23 protein-coding genes are annotated in these 22569 nt (G+C 70.9%); 11 read left to right on the forward strand and 12 right to left on the reverse strand.

All coding sequences use genetic code 11. From position 1 onward, the window contains the following. Position 1: 1 nt before the first annotated feature. From F4553_RS37400 to F4553_RS37410, 3 genes are read left to right on the forward strand one after another with little or no spacing between them, the layout of a single operon-like run. A complete protein-coding gene (locus F4553_RS37400; RefSeq protein WP_184846033.1) occupies positions 2–1375 on the forward strand; it encodes an NtaA/DmoA family FMN-dependent monooxygenase in 1374 nt (457 codons plus the stop codon). After that, positions 1372–2100, forward strand: a complete 729-nt coding sequence (locus F4553_RS37405) for a GNAT family N-acetyltransferase (protein ID WP_184846035.1) — start codon at positions 1372–1374, stop codon at positions 2098–2100. The genes F4553_RS37400 and F4553_RS37405 overlap by 4 nt, the downstream gene beginning before the upstream one ends. Beyond that, positions 2097–2906 carry a DUF1684 domain-containing protein gene (locus F4553_RS37410; RefSeq protein ID WP_184846037.1) on the forward strand — a complete coding sequence of 270 codons (810 nt, stop codon included), beginning with the start codon at positions 2097–2099 and terminating at the stop codon, positions 2904–2906. Before F4553_RS37405 ends, F4553_RS37410 begins: the two co-directional genes overlap by 4 nt. 69 nt (positions 2907–2975) lie before the next feature. Here the strand turns inward: F4553_RS37410 and F4553_RS37415 are convergent, their stop codons facing one another. Further along, positions 2976–3332 carry a winged helix-turn-helix transcriptional regulator gene (locus F4553_RS37415; RefSeq protein WP_312875540.1) on the reverse strand — a complete coding sequence of 119 codons (357 nt, stop codon included), beginning with the start codon at positions 3330–3332 and terminating at the stop codon, positions 2976–2978. A 108-nt stretch (positions 3333–3440) separates the two neighbouring features. Between F4553_RS37415 and F4553_RS37420 the strand changes: the two genes are divergently transcribed. Then, positions 3441–4067 carry an LUD domain-containing protein gene (locus F4553_RS37420; RefSeq protein WP_221470632.1) on the forward strand — a complete coding sequence of 209 codons (627 nt, stop codon included), beginning with the start codon at positions 3441–3443 and terminating at the stop codon, positions 4065–4067. Positions 4068–4122: 55 nt separating this feature from the next. Here F4553_RS37420 and F4553_RS37425 read toward each other — a convergent pair whose 3' ends face one another. The 3 genes from F4553_RS37425 to F4553_RS37435 are packed head-to-tail and all read right to left on the reverse strand — an operon-like array spanning position 4123 to position 6991. Further along, complete coding sequence (locus F4553_RS37425) at positions 4123–4953, reverse strand: ABC transporter ATP-binding protein (RefSeq protein ID WP_184846041.1); 831 nt, start codon at positions 4951–4953, stop codon at positions 4123–4125. Further along, on the reverse strand, positions 4950–6005 hold the full coding sequence (locus F4553_RS37430) for a FecCD family ABC transporter permease (protein WP_312875541.1): 1056 nt from the start codon (positions 6003–6005) through the stop codon (positions 4950–4952). The genes F4553_RS37425 and F4553_RS37430 overlap by 4 nt, the downstream gene beginning before the upstream one ends. Beyond that, entirely contained in the window at positions 6002–6991 is a 990-nt protein-coding gene (locus tag F4553_RS37435; protein WP_221470929.1) for a FecCD family ABC transporter permease, read from the reverse strand. The genes F4553_RS37430 and F4553_RS37435 overlap by 4 nt, the downstream gene beginning before the upstream one ends. A 216-nt stretch (positions 6992–7207) precedes the next feature. Between F4553_RS37435 and F4553_RS37440 the strand changes: the two genes are divergently transcribed. The 5 genes from F4553_RS37440 to F4553_RS37460 are packed head-to-tail and all read left to right on the forward strand — an operon-like array spanning position 7208 to position 10726. Next, on the forward strand, positions 7208–8227 hold the full coding sequence (locus F4553_RS37440) for an iron-siderophore ABC transporter substrate-binding protein (protein ID WP_184846046.1): 1020 nt from the start codon (positions 7208–7210) through the stop codon (positions 8225–8227). 1 nt (position 8228) lies between these two features. Continuing rightward, entirely contained in the window at positions 8229–9218 is a 990-nt protein-coding gene (locus F4553_RS37445) for an ABC transporter substrate-binding protein (RefSeq protein WP_184846048.1), read from the forward strand. Between the two features lie 5 nt (positions 9219–9223). Then, the gene (locus tag F4553_RS37450) at positions 9224–10030 is read left to right on the forward strand and encodes a (2Fe-2S)-binding protein (RefSeq protein WP_184846050.1); all 807 of its coding nucleotides are present in this window, start codon (positions 9224–9226) and stop codon (positions 10028–10030) included. Positions 10031–10049: 19 nt separating this feature from the next. Then, entirely contained in the window at positions 10050–10187 is a 138-nt protein-coding gene (locus tag F4553_RS37455; RefSeq protein WP_184846052.1) for a hypothetical protein, read from the forward strand. A gap of 32 nt (positions 10188–10219) precedes the next feature. Next, positions 10220–10726: a hypothetical protein gene (locus tag F4553_RS37460; RefSeq protein ID WP_184846054.1), complete on the forward strand. Its 507-nt coding sequence runs from the start codon at positions 10220–10222 to the stop codon at positions 10724–10726. 125 nt (positions 10727–10851) lie between these two features. Here the strand turns inward: F4553_RS37460 and F4553_RS37465 are convergent, their stop codons facing one another. From F4553_RS37465 to F4553_RS37475, 3 genes are all read right to left on the reverse strand, one after another. Next, positions 10852–12357, reverse strand: coding sequence for an endonuclease/exonuclease/phosphatase family protein (locus F4553_RS37465; protein WP_184846056.1), 1506 nt, complete (start codon positions 12355–12357; stop codon positions 10852–10854). Between the two features lie 310 nt (positions 12358–12667). Next, complete coding sequence (locus F4553_RS37470; protein ID WP_184846058.1) at positions 12668–14422, reverse strand: M28 family peptidase; 1755 nt, start codon at positions 14420–14422, stop codon at positions 12668–12670. A 172-nt stretch (positions 14423–14594) separates the two neighbouring features. Beyond that, positions 14595–15734, reverse strand: coding sequence for a 3-oxoacyl-[acyl-carrier-protein] synthase III C-terminal domain-containing protein (locus F4553_RS37475; RefSeq protein WP_184846060.1), 1140 nt, complete (start codon positions 15732–15734; stop codon positions 14595–14597). Between the two features lie 152 nt (positions 15735–15886). Here F4553_RS37475 and F4553_RS42700 point away from each other — a divergent pair, with 152 nt between their 5' ends. Then, positions 15887–17272 (forward strand): helix-turn-helix transcriptional regulator, encoded by a 1386-nt coding sequence (locus F4553_RS42700; protein WP_184846062.1) that lies wholly within the window; start codon positions 15887–15889, stop codon positions 17270–17272. Here the strand turns inward: F4553_RS42700 and F4553_RS37485 are convergent. From F4553_RS37485 to F4553_RS37505, 5 genes are all read right to left on the reverse strand, one after another. Further along, positions 17260–17799, reverse strand: coding sequence for a MauE/DoxX family redox-associated membrane protein (locus F4553_RS37485; protein WP_184846064.1), 540 nt, complete (start codon positions 17797–17799; stop codon positions 17260–17262). The two genes, F4553_RS42700 and F4553_RS37485, sit on opposite strands and share 13 nt — an antisense overlap. A gap of 162 nt (positions 17800–17961) precedes the next feature. Then, positions 17962–19275: an FG-GAP-like repeat-containing protein gene (locus F4553_RS37490; protein ID WP_184846066.1), complete on the reverse strand. Its 1314-nt coding sequence runs from the start codon at positions 19273–19275 to the stop codon at positions 17962–17964. Positions 19276–19465: 190 nt separating this feature from the next. Then, positions 19466–20086 (reverse strand): hypothetical protein, encoded by a 621-nt coding sequence (locus F4553_RS37495; protein ID WP_184846068.1) that lies wholly within the window; start codon positions 20084–20086, stop codon positions 19466–19468. A gap of 80 nt (positions 20087–20166) precedes the next feature. Further along, positions 20167–21720, reverse strand: a complete 1554-nt coding sequence (locus F4553_RS37500) for a hypothetical protein (protein WP_184846070.1) — start codon at positions 21718–21720, stop codon at positions 20167–20169. A 46-nt stretch (positions 21721–21766) separates the two neighbouring features. Next, on the reverse strand, positions 21767–22060 hold the full coding sequence (locus F4553_RS37505) for an EF-hand domain-containing protein (RefSeq protein ID WP_184846072.1): 294 nt from the start codon (positions 22058–22060) through the stop codon (positions 21767–21769). Positions 22061–22158: 98 nt separating this feature from the next. Here F4553_RS37505 and F4553_RS37510 point away from each other — a divergent pair, with 98 nt between their 5' ends. After that, positions 22159–22563, forward strand: a complete 405-nt coding sequence (locus tag F4553_RS37510; RefSeq protein ID WP_184846074.1) for a hypothetical protein — start codon at positions 22159–22161, stop codon at positions 22561–22563. Positions 22564–22569 lie beyond the last annotated feature (6 nt).

Raw genomic sequence — 22569 nt, forward strand, 5'->3', positions numbered from 1 at the left:
GATGACCGAGCCACGCAAGCAGATCCACCTCGCCGCGCACTTCCCCGGCGTCAACAACACGACGGTGTGGAGCGACCCGGCGGCGGGCAGCCACATCGAGTTCTCCTCCTTCGTCCACCTGGCACAGACCGCCGAACGCGCCAAGTTCGACTTCTTCTTCCTCGCCGAGGGACTGCGGCTGCGGGAGCAGGGCGGGAAGATCTACGACCTCGACGTGGTCGGGCGCCCCGACACGTTCACGGTGCTCGCCGCGCTCGCCGCCGTCACCGAGCACCTCGGCCTCGCCGGGACCATCAACTCCACCTTCAACGAGCCCTACGAGGTGGCCCGGCAGTTCGCCTCCCTCGACCACCTGTCGGGCGGGCGCGCGGCGTGGAACGTCGTCACCTCCTGGGACGCGTTCACGGGGCAGAATTTCCGCCGCGGCGCGTTCCTGCGCGAGGACCAGCGCTACACCCGCGCCGAGTCGTTCCTCAGCGCCGCCCGGGGGCTTTTCGACTCCTGGCGCGGTGACGAGATCGTCGCCGACAAGGACGGCGGCACCTTCCTCGACGACCATCGCGCCGGGGCGTTCACCCACCGCGACGAGCACTTCGACATCACCGGGCAGTTCAACGTCCCCCGCAGCCCGCAGGGCCGCCCGGTGATCCTGCAGGCGGGTGACTCCGACACCGGCCGGGAGTTCGCCGCCGCCTCCGCCGACGCCATCTTCAGCCGGCACTCCACTCTGGAGGCCGGCAAGGCCTTCTACACCGATGTCAAGAACCGGCTGCCGCGCTACGGGCGTACCCCCGATCAGCTCCTCGTCCTGCCCGCGGCGACCTTCGTCCTGGGCGACACCGACGCCGACGCGCACGAGCGCGCCGATGTCGTCCGGCGCCAGCAGGTCAGCGGCCAGACCGCGCTGCGGTTCCTGGAGCAGCTCTGGAACCGCGACCTCAGCGCTTACGACCCCGACGGGCCGCTGCCCGGGATCGACCCGCACGTCGGCGAGAACACCATCTCCCGCGGCCGCGCCAGCGACCGGGCGCACCGCGACCCGATCGCCACCGCCCGGCAGTGGCGCGAGCTCGCCGAGGCGAAGCAGTTGTCGATCCGGGAGCTGGTCATCGAGGTCAGCGGGCGCCAGACCTTCATCGGCTCTGCGGCGACCATCGCCGAGACCATCAACGACCTGGTCCAGCAGGACGCGAGCGACGGGTTCATCCTCGTGCCGCACGTGACCCCGACCGGCCTCGACGAGTTCGCCGACACCGTCGTGCCGCTCCTGCAGGAGCGCGGCGTCTTCCGCACCGAATACACCGGCCCCACCCTGCGCGACCACCTCGGCCTCGCGGTTCCCCACCCCCACACCACCACGGGGGGAAGCCGATGAGCGCCCTCGACACCGTCGGCGCGGACCTGCTCGACAACCCGGTCTGGGCGACACTGACCGGCTCGCACGCCCGGTTCGCGCAGACCGTCGGGCAGGCGACCCGATTCGACCCCGAGGTCGCCCTGTTCGCCGCGCTGGCCCCCGGCGCCGATGACACGGCCTGGGCCGACCTCGCCGCTCTCGCGGGCCCCGGCGGGCTCGTCTCCCTGACCGGCACGCTGCCGCCCCTGCCCGACTGGCCGGTGACCTGGAACACCGACGGCGTCCAGCTCCTCGGCACCGACGTCCACGGCGCGGACGACCCGGAGGCGGTCCTCCTCACCGCCGACGACGTGCCGGAGATGCTCGACCTGGTGCAGCGCACCCGCCCCGGGCCGTTCCTGCGGCGGACGATCGAACTCGGCACCTACCTCGGCATCCGCCGCGGCGGCGCCCTCGTCGCGATGGCGGGCGAACGGCTCCAGCCGCCGGGCTGGACCGAGATCAGCGCCGTCTGCACCGATCCCGCCCATCGCGGGCAGGGCCTGGCGACCAGGCTCACCCTCGCCGTCGTGGCCGGGGTACGCCGACGCGGCGCGGTGCCCCTCATCCACACCCGGATCGGCAACACCGACGCGATCCGGCTATACGAATCCCTCGGGTTCCGGCTGCGCCGGCGTACCCCGTTCATCACCGTCAGCGTCCCGGACCCCGGAGCCGCGACCAGCGAAGGAGATCCGAGATGACGACGACCCGGCATGCGGTGATCGCCGACGAGGACGAGTGGGTCCGGGAGTGGCGGCGCTGGCACTCCGGGCGCGACGAGGACCTGCGCTCCCCGTACGGGCTGCTCAGCCTCACCGGTCTGCACTGGCTGGACACCGCACCGGCCACTGTGGATGGTCTGCCCGGGCTCTGGTCGGCGGACCGGTCGGGGATCGAGGTGACCGCCCTCGCCGATGCGGAGCTGCGCCTCGACGGTGAGCCGGTCGCCGACGGCACCCGCTACGCACCCGCCGACGCCGCACCCGGGATCACGCTGGCCCACGGCGGCATCCAGATCGAGCTGATCCGCCGCGGCGACCGGCACGCCGTTCGCGTCCGCGATCCCCGCTCGCCCGCGATCGCGGGGTTCGTCGGCATCCCCGCCTACCCGCCGTCGACCTCGTGGGTCCTCGCCGGGCGATTCGAGCCCTTCGAGTCGCCGCAGGTGGGGACGGTCGGATCGGTGGTCGACGGGGTCAGCCACATCACCGTCTCGCGGGGCGTGGTGCGCTTCGCCGTCGGCGGCGAGGACCATGCGCTGACCGCGTTCGGCGCCGGGGCGGGCCTGTCCATCCAGTTCCGCGACGCGACGAGCGGGGTGACCACCCACGCGGCCTCACGGGTCCTGGCGGTCGACGCGCCCACTGCCGACGGCACGGTGGTGCTGGACTTCAACCGGGCCGCGAACATGCCGTGCGCGTTCACCGACTTCACCACGTGCCCGCTGCCGCTGCCCGAGAACACGCTGCCGTTCCCGGTCGAGGCGGGCGAGCAGGCCCCCGCCTGACTCCTGTGCGCCGTTCGACGCCGGGAAGGCCGATCACGGCCTTCCCGGCGCGGTCGATCCGTGCCGCCCTCACTGGTCGTATTTCTGGCGTGCCTCGACGATGTCGGGAGCGTGCTCGATCGCCCAGCTCATGAGCGACCAGGCGGTCTTCAGGAAGGTGTGGCCGAGACCGGTGAGCTCGTAGTCGACCCGGGGCGGAACGACCGGATAGACGGTCCGCGACACCAGTCCGTCCCTTTCCAGATTACGCAGCGATGCCGTCAGCATGCGCTGGCTGATTCCATGAATGGCCCTTTTCAATTCTGTGAACCTTCGCGTGCCGCCGCCGAGTTCGTTGACGATCGCGAGTGACCACTTGTCGCCGACACGGTCGAGAATCTCACGGACCTGGCAGGTCAGCTCGTCGTGTGGCAGCGGGACCTGCACGGTTACCTCCATGTCACTGACGCAGTAAATAGTGCCGTCTTCCCCGGCAGGTCGATGGTTCCGCACGATGGGTTCAGTTGCCAACCCGTACCATTGAGAGGGTCTGAATTGAGCATCGACGAAACGTTCGACGAGTCCTTTGCCGCCCCGGCCGACGCCGGTCAGGTCGATCGGGCGGCGGGCGCCCTGCAGGAGAACGGCTTCACCGTCCACGTGGTCGACACCGCGGAGCAGGCACGTGACCTGGTGCTCGGGCTGCTCCCCACCGACCAGGCGGTGTTCACCGCGCTCAGCCAGACGCTGCGCAGCGTCGGGATCGCCTCGGCCGTGGACGAGAGCGGCAGCTTCGTCTCGGTACGCCGACTGGCCGGGCAGCTCGCCGACGACGACCTCGACGGCAAGCTGCGCCTCGGTGCCACGCCGGACGTGGTGGTCGGCAGCGTGCACGCCGTGACCGAGGACGGCCGGCTGGTCGTGGCCTCCGCGAGCGGGAGCCAGCTCGGGCCCTACTCCGCCGGAGCCCGCAAGGCCGTCTGGGTGGTCGGCGCGCAGAAGGTGGTGTCCGATCTGGACACCGCGCTGCGCCGGGTGCGCACCTACAGCCTGCCGCTGGAGCGCCGCACGTGGCAGGCGCAGGGCGGTGACTCCTTCATCGGCAAGATCCTGATCGTGGAGCGGGAGTTCCTGCCGGGCCGGGGCACCGTGGTGCTGGTCCGCGAGCCGATCGGGCACTGAGCACGGTCGCCGGACGGGGCCGGGCCGCGGGGACGGCTCCGCCCGGCGAGGTGCGTCAGCGTGCCGCCGCCAGCCGGTCCCGCCGAGCCGCCGGCACGACCAGCGGGGTGCCGGCCTGCGGATCGGTGATGATCTCGCACTGCAGGCCGAACACGTCGGCGACGAGCTCGGCGGTGACGATGTCACCGGGGCGGCCCTGCGCGGCGATCCTCCCGTCGCGCATGGCGATCAGGTGGGTGGCGTAGCGGCAGGCGTGGTTGAGGTCGTGCAGCACGGCGACGAGGGTCCGTCCTCGGTGTTCGTGCAGGTCCGCACAGAGGTCCAGGACGTCGATCTGGTGGGCGATGTCGAGGAACGTGGTCGGCTCGTCGAGCAGCAGGATCGAGGTCTGCTGGGCCAGCGCCATCGCCAGCCACACGCGCTGCCGCTGCCCGCCGGAGAGCTCGTCGACATAGGCGTCGGCGAGATCGGTCACCTGGGTGGCGGCCATCGCCTCGGCGACCGCCGCCTCGTCCGCCGGCGACCACTGCCGCAGCGGGCCCTGGTGCGGGTAGCGGCCGCGGGCGACGAGGTCGACGACGGTGATGCCGTCCGGCGCCACCGGTCCCTGGGGGAGCAGGCCGAGGCGGCGGGCGACCTCCTTGGACGGCAGGCGGCGGATCTCCTGGCCGTCGAGGTGCACCGCACCGGCGGTCGGCTTGAGCATCCTGGCCAGGCCGCGGAGCAGGGTCGACTTGCCGCAGCCGTTGGCGCCGACGATGACGGTGAAGGACGTGTCCGGGATCTCCACGTCGAGTCCGTCGACGATGATCCGCCGGTCGTAGCCGAGGGTGACCTGCGCGGCCCGCAGCCGGCTGGTCCCGCCGGGCTCGCTGTTGCTGTTCATGCGCGTCCTTTCCGCCACTGCGCGGCGAGTAGCCAGGCCAGGTAGACGCCGCCGACGGCGGCGGTCATGACGCCGACCGGCAGCTGGGTCGATCCGAGCAGCCGCTGCGCGGCGAAGTCGCTGACCACGAGCACCAGCGCCCCGGTGAGGGCCGAGACGACGATGTTGGGGCCGGGTACCTTCGTCAGCCGGCGGGCGACCTGGGGTGCGGCGAGCGCGACGAAGGCGATCGGGCCGGTGCAGGCGGTGGCGATCGCGGTCAGGCCGACGCCGACCACGACCGAGGCGAGCCGGGTCCGCTCCGCGGCGATGCCGAGCGCCCGGGCGGTGTCGTCGCCGAGCTCGAGCATCCGCAGGTGCCGGCCGAGCCAGATCGCGGGTACCGCCAGCACCAGCAGGGCCAGGGCGACCGGTCGGACCTGCTCCCAGCCCCGGCCGTTGAGGCTGCCGGTCAGCCACAGCACCGCGGTCTGCGCGTCGGTGATCCGCGCCCGGGTGATGAGGTAGTCGTTGACCGCCATCAGCATCGCGGCGATGCCGATGCCGACGATGATCAGCCGGTATCCGGACACGCCGCGTTTGATGGCGAGCAGGTAGACCGCGATGGCGGTGCCGACCCCGCCGACGACGGCGCCGGTGGCGACCTGGGCCATCGTGCCGTGCCACAGCAGGATCACCAGCAGCGCCCCGGTCGCGGCGCCGGTGTCGAAGCCGACGATGTCCGGGCTGCCCAGCGGGTTGCGGGACACGCTCTGGAACATCGCGCCGCCGACGGCGAGCGCCGCGCCCACGAGCAGCCCGGTCAGGAGCCGGGGGAGCCGCAGCGTCTCCACGATGAACGCCTGCGCGGTGGTGCCCTCGCCGGCCAGGGTGCGGATCACGTCCATGATCGGGATCTGGTAGGCGCCGGTGGAGAGCGCTATCACGGCCATCACCGCGATCGCCGCGCCGAGCACGGTGCCGACGAGCAGGGCGCGCCGCTCGATCCTTATCGAGAGGGGGCCGAGGCGCAGCGCGCGGGGGCGGCGCCGGGGGAGGGCGGGAGCGGTCACAGCTGCGCCATCCGCCGTCGCCGGGCCAGCGCGATGAGCACGGGTGCGCCGATGAACGCCGTCACGATGCCGACCTCGATCTCGCCCGGCCGGGCGATGACCCGTCCGACGACGTCCGCGGTGAGCAGCAGGATCGGTGCGAGCACCATCGAGTAGGGCAGCACCCATCGCTGGTCCGGTCCGGTGATGGCGCGGGCGATGTGCGGCACGGTCAGACCCACGAAGGCGATCGGGCCGGCGGCTGCGGTCGCGGCACCGCAGAGCAGCGTCACCGCGCCGATGCCCCAGGCGCGGGTGGTGCCGAGCCGGACGCCGAGGGAGCGGCCGGTGTCCTCGCCCAGCGCCAGCGCGTTGAGCGGCCGGGCCAGGGCGAGGGCGATCACCGCGCCGACGATGAGCAGCGGTCCGGTCTGGTAGAGGACCGACAGCGGGCGCCCGGTCACCGAGCCCACCAGCCAGAACCGGAAGTCGTTGAAGGTCGACTGGTCGGTCAGGACGACGGCGGTGATGAACGCGTCCAGCACGGCGCTGATCGCCGCACCTGCCAGGGCCAGGCGGACCGGGGTCGCGCTGGCCCGGCCGCGGGACCCGAGCGCGTAGACGAGCACCGAGGCGGCACCCGCACCGGCGAGGGCGAACCACACGTACGCCGAGGGCTGCGTGAGGTGCAGCATCGCGATCGCGGCGACGACCGCGGCCGAGGCGCCGGCGTTGACACCCAGCAGGCCGGGGTCGGCCAGCGGGTTGCGGGTCAGCGCCTGCATGAGGGCACCGGCCAGGCCCAGCGCGGCGCCGACGGCGAGTCCGAGCAGCGTCCGCGGCAGCCGCAGGCTGTGGATCACCACCCCGTCGGCCGAGCCGTCGAAGTGCGCCAGCTGCTGCACCACCGTGCCGAACGGGATCGACTTCGCGCCGACCGCGAGGCTCGCCACCACGACCAGACCCAGAACCAGGGCCGCGAGGAGCAGGCCCGCGGACCGCGTCAGCCAGGACCGGCGTTTCGGACCATCCGGGGGTACGCCGGGCCGGGGCCCGCTCTCGCGAGCGACGGTGGGGGCGAGCACGGCAACTCCTTTAGGTTAGCCTCTACAAAGTTAGGGAAGCCTAACCTAGTATGCCGTTGTGGATCTAGTGGCCCCCGCCGCCGCGATCCCGCAGTAGCACCCCATCGACCTGCACCACTGCACAGAAGAAGGAACCCCATGCGACCCCGAACCGCGCTTCGCGCCCTGCTGGCGGCGACCGTCGCCGCCGTCGTGCTCACCGGGTGCTCCGGCACCACCGACGCCGGGCCGGACGCCGCCGCCCCCTCCACCTCCGCCGGAGCCGAGGCCGGTGCGTTCCCGGCCACGTTCGACCACGTCTACGGCAAGACGACCGTCACCGCGGCGCCGAAGCGCGTCGTCACCGTCGGCCTCGTCGAGCAGGACGCGCTCCTGGCGCTCGGTGTCGTGCCCGTCGGTGTGACCAACTGGTTCGGCAACGCCCCCGGGCGGATCTTCGACTGGGCCAAGCCGAAGCTCGGCGCCGCGCCGCTGCCCGAGGTGCTCGGCACCGAGACCGAGTTCGAGAAGGTCGCAGCCCTCAAGCCTGACCTGATCATCGCGCTCTACGCGGGCATCAAGAAGACCGACTACGACCTCTACAGCGCCATCGCGCCCACCATCGCCCACCCCGCCGGGCAGAACGACTACTCGATCTCGTGGCAGGACGTCACGCGTACCGTCGGGAAAGCGGTCGGCAAGCCGGCGGCGGCCGACAAGCTGGTGGCCGAGGTCGACGCGCGGTTCGCGCAGGCCCGCAAGGACTACCCGCAGTTCGCCGGGAAGCGCGCGCTGATGGTGACCCCCTACGAGGGGATCTTCATCTACGGTCCGCAGGACCCGCGCGGGCGCATCCTGTCCGACCTCGGCCTCGTCTTCCCGCAGGAGCTCAACTCGGTCGTCACGGACGGCTTCGGCGCGTCGATCTCCGCCGAGAACGCGCACCAGGTCGACGTCGACCTGCTGATCTGGATCAACTCGCGGGCCGACGTGGACAAGGCGATCCCGACCTACGGGCAGCTGAAGGTGGCGAAGGGGAACCACGCCGTCTACATCCCCGAGAACGACGACGACGCGTACTACGTCTCCACGTCGTTCGTGACCGTGCTGAGCCTGCCCTTCCTGCTCGACAAGCTGCTGCCGCAGCTGGCCGCGGCACTCGCCGGAACCGCGAGCTGACATGGGACAGCACATCGGAAGGCTCGCCACGGCAGCTCTGCTCGCCGTCGCGCTCACCGCGTGCGGTGGCCAGGGCGATGACACGGCGACCCCGGCACCGTCGGCGGGGGCGGCGTTCCCGGTCACGATCGAGCACAAGTTCGGCGCCACCACGATCCCGGCCCGGCCCGGCAAGGTCGTCACCGTCGGCTGGAACGACCAGGACTTCGCGCTCGCCGTCGGTGTCGTCCCGGTCAGCACCCGGGAGTGGTTCACCGAGTACCCCACCTACCCGTGGGTGCAGCCGAAGCTCGGCGGCAAGCCGCTGCCGGCGTTCTCGGCGGAGCTGAATTACGAGGCGATCGCCCAGGCCCAGCCCGATCTGATCATCGCCATCTACGAGACCGTCACCCGGCAGATCTACGACCGGCTGTCGCAGATCGCGCCGACGGTGATCCAGGCCGCGGCCTATCAGGACGAGCAGACGCCGTGGCACGTGCAGGCCCTCACGGTCGGCACGGCCCTGGGCAAGCAGGCCGAGGCGCAGGCCCTGGTCGACAAGGTCAACGCGAAGATCGCCGCGGTCAAGCAGGCGCACCCGGAGTTCGCGGGCAAGACGCTCGTCGTCGACTACGGCCCCGACCAGGGCCAGCACTGGCTCATCGGCGCGGGCGACCCGCGACGGTCGCTCTTCGACGCCCTGGGCTTCGCGACCCAGGACACCGCGGACGAGATCAGCGAGGAACGCCTCGACCTCATCGACCACGACGCCCTGCTCGTGATCGGCGCCACGAAGGCGGCGATGCTGAAGTCGCCGGTCTTCAGTGCGCTCAAGGTCGTCCAGACCGACCGCACGCTCTACACCGCGTTCGAGACCCCGCTCGCCGGAGCCCTCTCCTACAGCGGTCCCGAGGCGCTGCTCTACGCCCTGGATGTCCTGGTGCCGCAGCTCGCCAACGCGCTGGACATGAACCCGGCGACGCCGGTGGCCGACCTGTCGGCCATCAGCTGATCGCGATGCCCGACACCCTCGCCGCCACGCTGGCGTCCCTCCACCTCGACACCGGGTTCCGGCTCGTCGCGGGACCACCCGACGGCCCGGACTGGTTCGGTCTCGACGAGATCGCCGCCGATCCGGTCCTCGTCACCCGGTGGCTGGATGACCTGCGTGGTGGCGAGGCGTGCGGGCGGACCGATGTCGCCGCGGTCAGCCTCGTCACCTACCTGGTGTCGGCGGTCGCCGACCCGTTGACGATCGCCGTTTGCACGCTGCGGCAGGGGTGGTCGCTCCCGCCGGGAAGTCTCGCCGTCCACCGGCATCCCGACGGCTGGTTCGACGGGCTCGCCGTGGCCGACCCTTCGACCGTCGTGCCGGTCGAGGCCGAGGGCGCCGTCGATGGGCTCAGCGCGCAGCTTGTCGCGCTGTTCCGGCCGGTCTTCGACCTGATCCGGGAGCGGACCCGGCTCGGCCGGCCGGTCATGTGGGGCGCGCTCGGCGACACGATCGCCGGAGCCGCCGTCGACAACGCCCGTGAGGCGGGGACCGACGCCCGCGTCGCCTGGCGCAGCGCCGCCGCGCTCATCGACGGCATCGCCCGGCTGGTGCCGCAGGTCCGAGCGCGGCGGTCACCGGCCACGGTGGAGTGGTCGGGTGGGACGGCTGTCTTCGTCAACCGGGGCGTGTGCTGCCTCTACTACCGGGTGGCATCCGCCGAGGAGTGTGCCGACGGCGGGGGCAACTGCACGCACTGTCCCCTGCGCTCGCCCGACGACCGGGTCCGGCGCTGGGCGGCGTACCTGGAAGAAGAACGCTCCGGGCATTGACCACCGGTGTTCTCGGCCGGTGTCGATGAACGTCCTGTTTGATGTGGTGTCCGCCCGTGTTCAGGCGGCCCTCGGCGGCGACGCCCACGTCGTGCTCGACGAGCAGGCGCTCGCCGATGCCGCACCACACCGCCGCCATCGGCGCACGAGGGCTTGATCATCGGTGGGAAAGGCTGCACAATCCGCCGCATGCAGCCGGAGAACGAGGACGCCGTCGAGGTCACCATCACGCCCACGGTCGAGGACTACCGCAGTGCGGCGTACCGGGCCGGGGGCGTGTTCGGGTGGAACGCAGCCCTCAGCGGACTGCTGGTGCTCGGGGCGTTCCTGAGCTGGGCCGCGACCCAGATGGTCGGTGCGATCATCTGCGGCGGCATCGCCGCGCTGCTGCTCGGCTACACCTACCTCTCCGTGGGTGCGCAGCTCCGGGCGCTTCCGCAGTGGGCTTTCGCGGAACAGACCTACCGCCTCGCGAGTGACGGTCTGGCGATGAGCAGCCCTGTCGGCCACCACCTGGTCCACTGGAGCGCCATCTCGGCGACGCGGAAGGATCCGATCGCCTACTGGTTCTCCGGCGCGGGCAATGTGCGGATGCTGCTCTTCCGTCGGACGCTCTCGGCCGAGCAGGAGGCGGCGCTCGACGCGGCCATCAGCCGGTTCGCCGCGCCGCCGAGCGGGGCGGTAGTCGTCGGATGACGGCGCCAGACGGCCGACGACGTGATCCTGAGGCTCCGGACCTGCACGGTAGCAGCATCCAGGTACTCCGGCGCGCGGTCGGCACGTAGTTCCTGGATGCTGCCACCGGGCAGCGAAGTGACGGGTCAGCTGACCCGGAAGGTCGTCAGGACGGCCGCGTGGTCGGATGTCCAGGCGTTGCTGCCGGGATTGGTCTGGGACGGCGTGCCCTCGACGACCGTCTGCGATGCCTGGACCGCCAGCGGCCCGCGGTAGTGAATGAAGTCGATCCGGTCCTGTGGTTCGGGCTCACCGGCGTGGCTGTCGTAGCCGTAGCCGCCGGTGTACGTCTTGAAGACGGGGGACCAGGTGTTTCCGGGTGCCGTCGCGGGGTTGGGGTTGGCCTGGCGGAAGGAGTCGGTGAGACCCGCGTTCTGCGGGGCCGTCGAGGTGGGCCAGGCGACGGCGCCGTAGCCGCAGCGGGAGTTGCCGCCGGTCCAGTCCAGATGGGACGGTGCGTTGAAGTCCCCGACGAGCAGCACCGGGACGGATGACGAAGCCGTCAGGTCCGCCTGCATCGCGGTGATGATGCTGGTGATCTGCTGGGTCCGTCCCGACTGGGCCTCACGGTTGAGCAGTTGCGACGTGCTCATCCTGCCGAAGCACGCGTCGTAGGGGCCGTAGGGGGTGTAGCCGAGGTGGGCGCTCCACAGCTTCACCGACCGGCTGCCCAGATTGATCGTGGCGGCGATGGCCGAACCCGCCACGACGGGGCCGGTGGCGGTGATCGGGTAGCGGCTCAGCACGGCGATGTCGCTGTTCTGGTGGTAGCTCCAGCCGAGTGCCTGGGCGAGCTGCTGCGCCGCGCTGCCCTCGTTCTCCTGGATGCCGACGGCGTCGACATCCTGCTCCAGCAGGAACCGCAGCTGCTTCTCGCGGTAGCCGCCGACCTGCGTACCACCGTGCCAGAGGTTCCAGCTGAGCACCTTGAGCGTCGGTACGAGGACGCTCGCCTGGACCTCGACCCGGGCGACGGTGTCGGCGGTCAGCCCGGAGGCGTTCGTCGCGCGGATGCCGACCGGCGCGATGCCGGTCGCGGTCGGAGTGCCGCTGACGGTCCCGTTGGCGGCGACGGCCACCCAGGCGGGTCCGGAGGTCTTGCGGAACGTCAGGCCGGTGGTGTTGCCGACGACGAGCCCGCCGACGGTGGCACTGTATGCCGTGCCGACCTTCGCGTTCCTCAGGTCGAATGCCGTGCTGACGAAGCGCGGCTGGGTGGTGGCGACCAGTTGCACGGTGACGGGCGGCGCAGCCCACGCGTAGCCGTCGTCGCGCAGGAAGTAGAGGATGTACCGCCCCGCCGTGAGTCCGGCGCTGGGCAGCGAGCCGGTGCCGCTGGCAGCGGCGGTGTAGACCCACTTCGTCGACGGACCCACATACTGCTCGTTCACCGGACCGTTGCCCGGGTCGCTGTAGAGCCCGACCCAGTTCTTCGCGTTCGGCAGCGGCGTCGTGTAGGAGAACCCGATCGCGTCGCCCACCAGGACGGTGGCGGAGGTGGGGGTGAGCGTGCCGTCCGGCGCGGAGTGTGCGGGCTGCGCGAGCAGCAGCACCGGTAGGGCCGCCAGCGCAAGGGCGAGTATTCGCCGCATGGGTGCTCCTCAAATAGATCATCGTGGAATGCCCAGCCTGGTCAGCCCAGGTGAACGCATGCCGTCGAAGGACGCACCGGCTCGCGAACGGTAGTCGACGCCCGTGCCACCCGATCGTCGTCCGGATCGCGCGGCCAAGATCGCGCCGCCAAGATCGCCGCAACTCTTGAAGAGTTGGTCCTATCGGCGCGGCCGCTACCGCTACCGCTGCCGGTGCCGGTGGCGTGCCGGTGCCGGCCGGGCAGGGCGGGGGAGAGCCGACGGGCCCGGGTGGGAACGGCTGGTCGGCCGGTCCCACCCGGGGTGCGTGCTAGGCGACGGTCAGCGCCGTGTCGTCGATGACGAACGACGTCTGCAGCGAGGAGTCCTCCACGCCGGTGAACTTCAGGGTGACGGTCTGCCCGGCGAAGGCGGACAGGTTGTAGGAGCGCAGGGTGTAGCCGCTGACGTTGAGGTTGGAGAAGACCTGCAGCGTCGTGGTGCCGACCTGGACGGTGAGCTTGTCGTACTGCACCGTGGTGGTCGTCTCCGCCGTGCTGATCTTCAGGTAGAACGACAGCGTGTAGCTGCTGCAGCCGGCCGGCAGCGTCACCGACTGGGACAGGGTGTCGGTGTTGGTCGATCCGACGCCGTTGAGCCAGGCGGAGCGGGTGCCGCTGCGGGGCGAGCCGTTACCGGTGAAGGCGCCGATGACGCCGCTCGTCGCGGTCCACGGCGACGACGCGGTCTCGAAGCCCGGGTTGCCGAGCTTCTGACCGGGGCTGCTGCAGGTCCCGGTCCCGTTGACGGTCAGCGTGTAGGTGGCGGAGTGGGTCGCGCTGCCCGTACCCGTCACGGTGATCGTGTAGGTGCCGGGCGCGGCCGAGCTGGTGGTCGAGACCGTGAGGGTCGAGGAGTTTCCGGAGGTGACCGACGACGGGCTGAAGCCGACCGAGACGCCGGAGGGAGCGCCGGAGGCCGTCAGGGCGACGGTCTGCGCGCTGCCGGAGGTGGTGGCGGTGTTCACCGTGGCGGTGACCGACGAACCCGGGTTGACCGAGCCCGAGGTGGGGCTCAGCGACAGGGAGAAGTCGTTGGTCGGGGTGCCGCCGGTGGTGAGACCCCAGACCGCGTACGCGATGGAGTTGGCGTAGCGGCCCAGCGACGTGCTGTTCACATTGGACGGGTAGGTGTCGCACGACCGGTGGTAGCACGGGTCGTAGGCCGCGCCGGCCGTGCCGCCCCACTTGGTGACCTGGGCGCTCGTCTTGGTGCGGCTCGCGCCGGTGGAGTTGATCGAGGCGGGGATCCCGGCGTCGCGGAACGAGCCGTCGTCGCTGCAGCACTCGGTCGAGGTCTCCGTGGGTACGCTGATCGAGCTGAAATACTCCCGCAGCTTCACCGCGACGGCGTCGGTGCCGGTGACGAAGTAGCCGCCGTTGGTGGAGGCGATCATGTCGAAGGTGCCGTAGGCCTTGATCGCCGTCCGCTGCGCCGAGGTCAGCGAGTTGACGTAGAACTTCGAGCCGACCAGGCCCTGCTCCTCGCCGGTCCACCAGCCGAAGCGGACGTGGTTGGTCATCGTCGGGTTCGTCGCTGCGAGCTGCAGCGCGACCTCCAGCAGCGCCGACGAGCCGGAGCCGTCGTCGTTGATGCCGGGGCCCGCCGAGACGCCGTCGAGGTGGGCGCCGAACATGTAGGTGTTGCTGGTGTTGCCGCCCGGCCAGTCGGCGATGATGTTCTTCGCCGAGCCCGAGCAGGTGGTGCAGGTCTGCGCCGTGACGGTGAAGCCGGCCGCCGTCAGCTTCTGCGACACGTAGTTGAACGACGCGGTGTAGCCCGCGGTGCCGGTCGCCCGGTTGCCGCCGTTGTTCGTGGCGATCGTCTGCAGTTGCTGCAGGTGGGTCTTGACGTTGTTGACGTCGATGGCGGGGGGTGCGGCCAGCAGCGTTGCGCCGGACGCCAGCGTGGGGTGGCTGGCCGATCCGGGAGATGATGCTGCCACCGACGACTGGACGCTCAGCGCCAGCACGACTGCGGCGAAGACAGCTACGGCAGGTCCTGCCGCCACCGTTCCTCTTCTCATGGGGGGCTCCTATAGTCGGGCCGATTTCACGGCTGGCCGTAGATAAGCAGAATTGATCACCTCGCACAAGAGATAGGAACCCTTAAATTTAATCTTGGCCCGAAACCTTATCCGAAAACGCATTTCGCAGCGGTTGCGGGCCGGTGCCGAGAGTGGCACCGACCCGGGCCATTCAGCCTGCGACCGGGACGAATCCACCTGGTTCTATAACCTTGGCGATATGGACCGGCAGTATGTAGGCGCCGCGTTCGGGTCCGGCGCCGACGACGGAGGCGCAGACGAGGTCGCCGTCGGTGATGTCGCCCTGATACAGGTCGTCGTGGAGCATTTTGGCGGTGCTGGCGCTGACGAGGTTGCCGAAGCGGCGGGCGTTGGTCGGTGCTTTGCCGTCGGGGAGGTCGGCGAGGCGGGCGAACTCCTGGACCAGGGCGGGGCTGGCCTGGTGGGTGTAGATCCGCTTCACCCGGTCCACATAGCCCGGCAGGGCGGTGTCCAGGGCGGCGTGGTTGAGCATCATCCCCTTGGTGTAGTAGCGCTTCACCTGCGGCCCGTTCATCCCGTAACACGCCAGCTCCGCCGCTCCCGGGGTGCCGGTCGGGTGGACCGCGCCGCCGCCGAGGTAGTGGATCAGCGGATCGGCGAATCCCGGCTCGTCCCCGAACGCCTGCGAGTCGCGGGAGTAGAGCACCAGCCCGGGGCTGTCGGTGTGGCGGGTGAAGACCAGGGCGGCGGCACCGTCGGAGAAGATCCCGGCCGACGCCCACAGACTGCGCCCCAACGGATGCACGTCGTTGTGCCGGTAGAGCGGGTTCACGCCGCCGTCCAGATCGCCGGTCACCCGGCTCGGCGCGTTGTAGGTGACCACCAGGACGTTCGACGCGTCCACCCGGGCCGCCAGGGCCGCAGCCCGCGCCAACCCGGCGCACCCCGCCCCGATCTGGACCGGTACGACATGATCAGGCAACCCCAGCTCCCGGGCCAGCCGGAAGGTGTCCTGATCCAGCATCACCTCATACGGCGAGCAGGTGACGACGATCATCGCGTCGACGTCGTGCGGCTGCAGGTCGGCGGAGACCAACGCATCCCGGGCCACATCGGTGATCCGGCCCAGATCCGCGAACAACCGCGGATCCCAACTCTTCCCCGCGATCCCCAGGATCCGCTCGACGAGCTCACCGGACATGACACCACCACCGCTGCGCTGCGGGATCTGCGCCGCATCCGCCCACTCGTCGATGCTGAGCACCTGCCCGACCAGCGTGCTGAGACCGGTCACGGCGTACGGAAAGGGTATGGCATTTACGAACTTCATTCTTGCTCCCACTGTTGGTCGCAAGCAGTCTCGTTCGGCGCCGTGGCCGTGCACACTAGGAAGATCCCTAGGGGCTTCCGCCATGATCCGACAGAAGATCGCAGCCTTCGGCTCGTCGGGCGGGCCTTGGCCCCTCGACCTACACTCGGCTCGTGATCAACAATCGCGGCGCGGAGCAGCCCGTGGCCGCCGATCCGCAGACCGCAGCCCGTGTGATCTTCGAGGAGTTCCTCGCGGTGTCGCGGACGGCCGACGCGGCGAGCCTGCTCGCGCTGGTCACCCGGCTGGAGGAGCTGCGCGCCGACCCGCCGGACCCGGTCGTCGAACTCCTGGCTCACACCCTGGCCGGTGTCGTCGGCGTCCGGGCCCGGCTCCCCGACGGATCGCAGCGGCTGGAGGCGGCGCTGCGCGTCTTCGCCGACCACGACCTGACCGGCGACCCGCTCTTCCTCGAATGCGCGCTCCTCGCCACCCTCACCCTGATCCGTCCACATCAGACTCGACCGCTGATCGCCCCGCTCGTCGACCGGCTGCCGCTCGACCCGGCGCAGCGGGCCCGGCTCGTCGCGATGATCGGTCTCGGCGACGCGTGGGCGGGCAACCTCGTGCGCGGCCAGGCCGAGATGCTCGAAGCCCGGGAACTCGCCATCGTCGCCGAGCGCTCGGACGTGCAGGCCGAGGTCACGTCCTGGCTGGTCAAGTGCGAGGCGCTGCGCGGCGACCTGGCCGCGTCGGCGGTCCACCTCGCCGAAGCCCGGGAGCTGGCCGCACGGACGGGTTCAGCCTGGGTGGCCGGCCACGTCACCGAGAGCGCCGCAGCCCTGCACTTCGCCAACGGCGACACCGAGGCCTGGCTCGGGCTGCTCGAACTGATGGTCGCCTCCGGCCTCGGTGTCGACTCCGGCCTGCTCTTCGAGTACCGCTGGGAACTCGCCACCCACCACGCGCTGTGCGGCGACCACGCGGCGGCGAGCGCCCTGCTCGACGGCTGCCCCGATCCGCCGTTCGTGTGGCCGGGCGGCCCTGCGATGCCCGCGTGGCGGGCCTGGATCCTCAATCCCGACGACCCGCAGGCGATGGCCGCGTTCGAAGCCGTGCTCCCCGCCCTCAGCCAGCCCGCCGAGCGGCTGCCGCGGGCCCGGATGGCCTGGCTCCTCGGCGGGCACCACGGTCGCGCGGGTCGGCGGGTGGAGGCGGTCCGGCTGCTGGAGGCGGCCTGTGCCGGTTACGCCACGATCGGCGCGGCCGGGATGCTGGCCCGGGTCGCCGCCGATCTGCGCGAGGTGACCGAGCGGTTCTCCTCGCCGATGCCCCGCACCGCGCCGCTGCTGCTGGCGCCGACCGTGGGGGAGCAGCCGCTGACCGGGTCGGAGGTGCGGGTGGCGGTCGCGATCGCCGACGGGCTGAGCAACCGCGAGGCGGCGGAGCGGCTTTTCGTCTCGGTGAAGACCGTCGAGTTCCACCTGGGCAACATCTTCCGCAAGCTCGGCGTACGTAACCGGACCGAACTCGCGCGCAGGCTCGGTTACCTCGGCTGAACCGTCGTCGGGCGGAAGAGGTAGAGCAGGTCGTCGAGGGCGGCGACGAGGCCCCCCACGATCAGGCCGGCGAGTGCGGCGACCAGCGCCGGGCCGAGCAGCACCGCCCCACCGGACCCGGCCGCCACCGCGCCGAGCACGGCGATCGCGATGAGGAAGACGTTGCGGATCACATGGTGGCGGCCCAGCGGCGTGGCGGAGCGGCCGAAGCACCGGCACGGTTGCGTGTTGCCGCGCCGCAGCGACAGTCCGATGGCACCGGCGAAGACCGCGAGCAGCCCGGCGGCGAGCACGAAACCGGCGGCGGCGGCGACATCGCGCGGCACCGCGAGCAGCACGACGACGGCGACCTCGACGGCGACGGCGATCCCGGCGAGCGGTCCGGCCCAGCGCGACGGAACGACCCGCATCTGGCGCAGGGAGCTGACGAAGTCGCGGTAGGCGGCCCGGCCGGAGAGCTTCCCGACGGCCGCGACGACGAAGACCACGGCGAGGACGACCCGGCACGCTACGGCGACATACTGCACATCGACGACGATAACAGCGAGATCAACCTCGCGGGTACCGGTCCGCCCGTGCCGGGTGGCCGACGACTGTGAAGCTGCTGTTCTCGACGGCGGCGCTCGTGCCCGAGGACCGGATGTGTGGCGGCCGGACCCCAGCCCGGGTCCGGCCGCCACGATCGCAGATCACATCACGTGCTTGAAGGTGCCCCAACCATTCCCGATCTGTACGGGCGCCGAGAGCCCCGTGCCGTTGTGCGGGTAGTACCACAGCAGTCCGGCGGCGTCCACGCCGAGCACGTCGGCGGCTCCGTCACCGCTGAAGTCCGATGCGATGACCTGCTTGAAGGTGCCCCACCCGTGCCCGATCTGCACCGGTGCGGAGAGCCCGGCGCCGTTGTGCGGGTAGTACCAGAGGTCGCCTGCGGCGTCCACGCCGAGCACGTCGGCCTTGCCGTCGCCGCTGTAGTCGGCTGCCATGACGTGCTTGAAGGTGCCCCAGCCGTTGCCGATCTGCACCGGTGCGGAGAGCCCGGCGCCGTTGTGCGGGTAGTACCAGAGCAGGCCGCTTGCGTCGACGCCGATGACATCGGCCTTGCCGTCGCCGCTCCAGTCCGCCGCCATGACGTGCTTGAAGGTGCCCCAGCCGTTGCCGATCTGCACCGGTGCGGAGAGCCCGGCGCCGTTGTGCGGGTAGTACCAGAGCAGGCCGCTTGCGTCGACGCCGATGACATCGGCCGCGCCGTCGCCGCTCCAGTCCGCCGCCACGACGTGCTTGAAGGTGCCCCAGCCGTTGCCGATCTGCACCGGAGCGGAGAGGGCCTGGCCGTTGTTGGGGTAGTAGAGGAGCAGCCCGGCCGCGGTGACACCGAGCACGTCGGCCGCGCCGTCACCGCTGAAGTCGGAGACGTGGTCGTGGCTCGTCGTCCGGCCGCAGTTGGCGCTGGTCACGTTGCGGGGCGCCGAGACCGGGCCGTTGACGTAGATCGGGCCGGTGGCGGCGCTGCCGTCGGAGGTGATGCCGGACGGCACTCCGTTGAAGTAGGCCTCGGTCTTCACGCCGTCGCGGTTCTGGGCGTGGTGCAGGTGCGGGCCGGTGGAGTTGCCGGTGCTGCCGACGTTGCCGAGCTGCTGCCCAACCGCGACGGACTGCCCGTTCGAGACGATCGGCGCGCTGATCATGTGCAGGTACTCGCTGGTCCAGCCCCCGCCGTGATTGATGATCACATACCAGCCGCCGCTGTTGCCCCACCCGGCGAACGAGACGGTGCCGCTCGCGGCGGCGAGGATCGGGCGGTTGTTGCTGGCGCCGCCGGTGAAGGTCATGTCGATGTCGTAGTCGTCGTGCCCGGCATAGGTGGCCAGGCGCCAGGTCTCACCGCACGGGAACGGCAGCTGGAAGTTGGGGCGCGGCCCGGCGGCGTGCGCGGTTGTGGGCGCGGCGAGTCCGGTCGCGGCGAGGCAACCGACCGCGAGGAGCTGGATCAGCCTTCGAAACATGAGGACCTACCTATGTCGAAGTGACGAAGTCGGTCGATGGTAGGGCGGATCCGAAAGTGACGAAAGGCGATGTGTGGCGGATGTATGGGTTCGGCGGGCGGTCCTGCCGTTTTGTCCGCCGGGTGTGTGGTGACCGTATGAGGCTTCGGCCGCGCTGCGGCAGCCGGGTGGCGGGCCGGTGCTGCCGGCGTCACTGAACCGTGCAGGGGAGCGGCTTGCGGCCGGTCTCCGGTGACAACGCCGCCGGGAAGTTGAAGATCAGCGTGGCGGAGTTGTTGCCCTCGTCGCTCTCGGCGATCTGCTTCTTCGGGTCGACGACGAATCGCAGCCGACCCGGCCGGCCGAGGGAGGTGGGTCCGATGTCCTCGCTGGCGAACACCTTCAGCGAATCCGTCGTGAGGATGCTCGTCAGCCGCCGCTGGGTCTCCGTGGTCACCTGCCCGGCCAGGGTGGTGGTCGCCACCGCGTACGCCGCGAAGGGCGGATCGTGCGTCCAGGTGACCTCGTAGCCGTAGTGCACCCGCCAGCTCGTCGGGACGCCGTTGACGTGACCCTGTGCCTCGACCTGGCACTCGCCGACCGCCACTATCGCGAGGTCGGGCAGGGGCGGGGCGGAGGAGGTCGCCACCGCGGGGCTGACGGCCGCCAACGGTGACTGCGTCGCCGCGGGCAGCGCGACCGGTGACGCCGACGCTGCCGTCCAGGGTGTGCCGTTGATGCTGGCGGGCGGCAGGTCCGGGCCGTCTCCGCAGCCGACGAGGCCCAGGGTGGCGAGCAGGCACACCGAGGCGAAGATCAACGGCAGTCGCATGGCGGCACGCTACGAGGGGCGGGCCAACCGCCCGGGTCCCGGCTGTGAACGCCACATGGCCGCCACGTGGCCGGTGCCGCTCAGGTGCGCAGCAGCCAGGAGGCGGCCGCCGCGCGGGCGGTCTGTGGCGCGTGCGGATGCTCGCGAATATACGCCAGCAGGCTGCGGTGGCCCTCGGTCCCGATCCCGAAGGCGATCCCGTGCAGGATCGACCCGTTGGTCGTGTTCGGCGACTGCCGCCACGCCGCGAACTGGACCGTGAGGATCTGCCGCCAGATCGGTTCCGGGAACCGGCCGAAGCAGAACGGTGTCGCCCAGGCCGCCGCCTGCCGGACCGTCTCGCTGGCGCCGCGCTTGGTGAGCAGATCGTGGACCAGCGGCCGGTGGGTGTCGACGCCGAGGAGGGTGAGTGCTCGCAGCGCCGAGGCGAGGGGGTAGGTGCCGCGCTGCCGGGCGAGGTCGAGTTTGACCTCGTCGAGCAGCATCTGCGTGAACGGGATCCGGTAGGGCGTGGCCCCGATCAGCATCGCCGAGGCGAGGCTCAGGTCCGGGTCGGGATGGAACATCGTCTCCTCGACGAGCGTCGCCAGGATGGCGTCCGTGCTGCCGGCCTCGCGGGCGAGCTGGTTGTGGACCCGGGCGGCGATGCGCGCGCTGACGACCTGCGCCGCGGTCGGCTCGGCCGAACGGCGGGCGGTCCACGCGTCGTGCACGACCGGGCCGGTGTGCAGCTGGAGGGGGACGACGCCGGCGTAGGAGGGCTGTCGCGAGAGCCGCCGCCCGGCCTCGACGGCGAGTGCGAGGACGGCGCCGCTGGTCGAGGCGTCGTTCATCAGGGAGGTGAGCGATGCGACGAGCCGGATCGACTCCTGGTGGTGGAAGTGCTGCTGACTGACCTTGCGGATGACCGCCTGAAGCGCTCCCTCCAGCGCTCGTTCGCCGTCGGGGTGTTCGAGCTGCCGGAGCACATATCGGTTGGCGACGGGATCCTGGGTGTTGTTCAGCAGGGACAGCGGCTCGACGATCGAGAGCGACGTGGGGTCGCTCGCGTGCGCGATGCATCCCTCGACGGCGTCGTGGCGCGCCGCGGGGTGCCGAAGGAGCCTGCTCATCGCCTCCTGCCGTTGCAGCCACTCGATGCCGACGGCGTCGACCATCTCGTCGAGGAGCCGGTCGGTGATGGCGAGCCAGATCTTCGACGGGTAGAGCTCGAGTTGGGGGCGGGCTGCGACCAGCTCGGTCAGCGAGCTCCAGTCGGCCCCGCTCAGGGCGTCGGCCCCCGTCACGCGGTCGAGCATGTGGAAGAGGCGGACCCGATCGAGATCATCGTCGGTCTCGTGGCTCGACCGCAGGGATGCGCCATCGGCGGCGTATCGCATCGTCGTGTCGGCGACCGACACCAGCGACTCGGGAGTGAGGTGCAGCAGCTGCTCGTATCGGCGGATCGCCTCCCGGCCGAGCGGCAGTTGGCCGGTCTCCCAGCGGGTGATCTGCGATGGCGCGAGCGGGCGGCTTCCCAGGGCGGAGAAGGCGCGCGCGAATGTCCGGCCGGAACGCAGCGCCTCGTCCGCGCCGAACCTGCGGCTCGTCCGAAGCAGCCAGCCGATGCGGCGGGTCGCGGTCGCCAGGCTCATTGACCGAGGGTGCTCCATTCACCGAAGCGATGTCAATAGATAGTAATCAATTGTGACTGATGCCGTCGAATACGAGCGTTGCATGAAAATACCAACCGGCAACACCGGGCAACCCCGCGACTAGAGCATCACAGAATTGCGTGAGCACATCGCTCGAACGGAACCTGACCAACGCCCCAGTTCCACGGGGGACTGGGGCGTTGGCCATAGTGGATTCACGGTGGCGTTCTGCCAGTCGAGTGAAGATCTCCTCGGTGCTGGAATCGCTATATCCGGCGACCTGCACCATCGCGTCGAAGTCCCCGGAGGTGAGTGGGCCGTCGCCATCGGTGTCGAACATCGCGGAGCGCCGTGGCGCAAGGGCTTTCCGGGGTTCCCGCGGGGGAGGTCTGGGCCTATGGTCTGTCTGACGGATCACCGGCGGCTGGAGGCATCGCGATGCGCATCGCCCGCATCTTCGACGGGGTCACCGCCGATGCCGGACCCCGGATGGCCGCCGACCATGCGAAGGCCGAGCCCGCCGCGGCGGAGCGGCTCTCGGCGTACCTGCGAAGTGGTGTTCTTGTTCTGGGGAGTGCCGCGACTCTGGACGACGTGGTCGACCCCGCGCGGGGTGCCGTGGTGCCGATGAGCTTCCGCACCGATGGCGACTGGGTCTGGTGCGAGGCGGTCGCCTACTACGTCGAGGAGCACGGGCTGCTGCCGGAGGCCGAGTTCGTGGCGGCGATCCAGGCGCGGGGCTTCGTCCATCGACCGGTCGACGACGCGACGCTGCGGCTGGCGCTGACTGTGCTGCTGGAGCCGGATCCGGCGGACGGACCGGCCTGGGTCAAGCCCGGCTGACCCGCG

Origin of the sequence: Allocatelliglobosispora scoriae, assembly GCF_014204945.1 — a bacterium.
Classification (GTDB): Bacteria; Actinomycetota; Actinomycetes; order Mycobacteriales; family Micromonosporaceae; genus Allocatelliglobosispora; species Allocatelliglobosispora scoriae.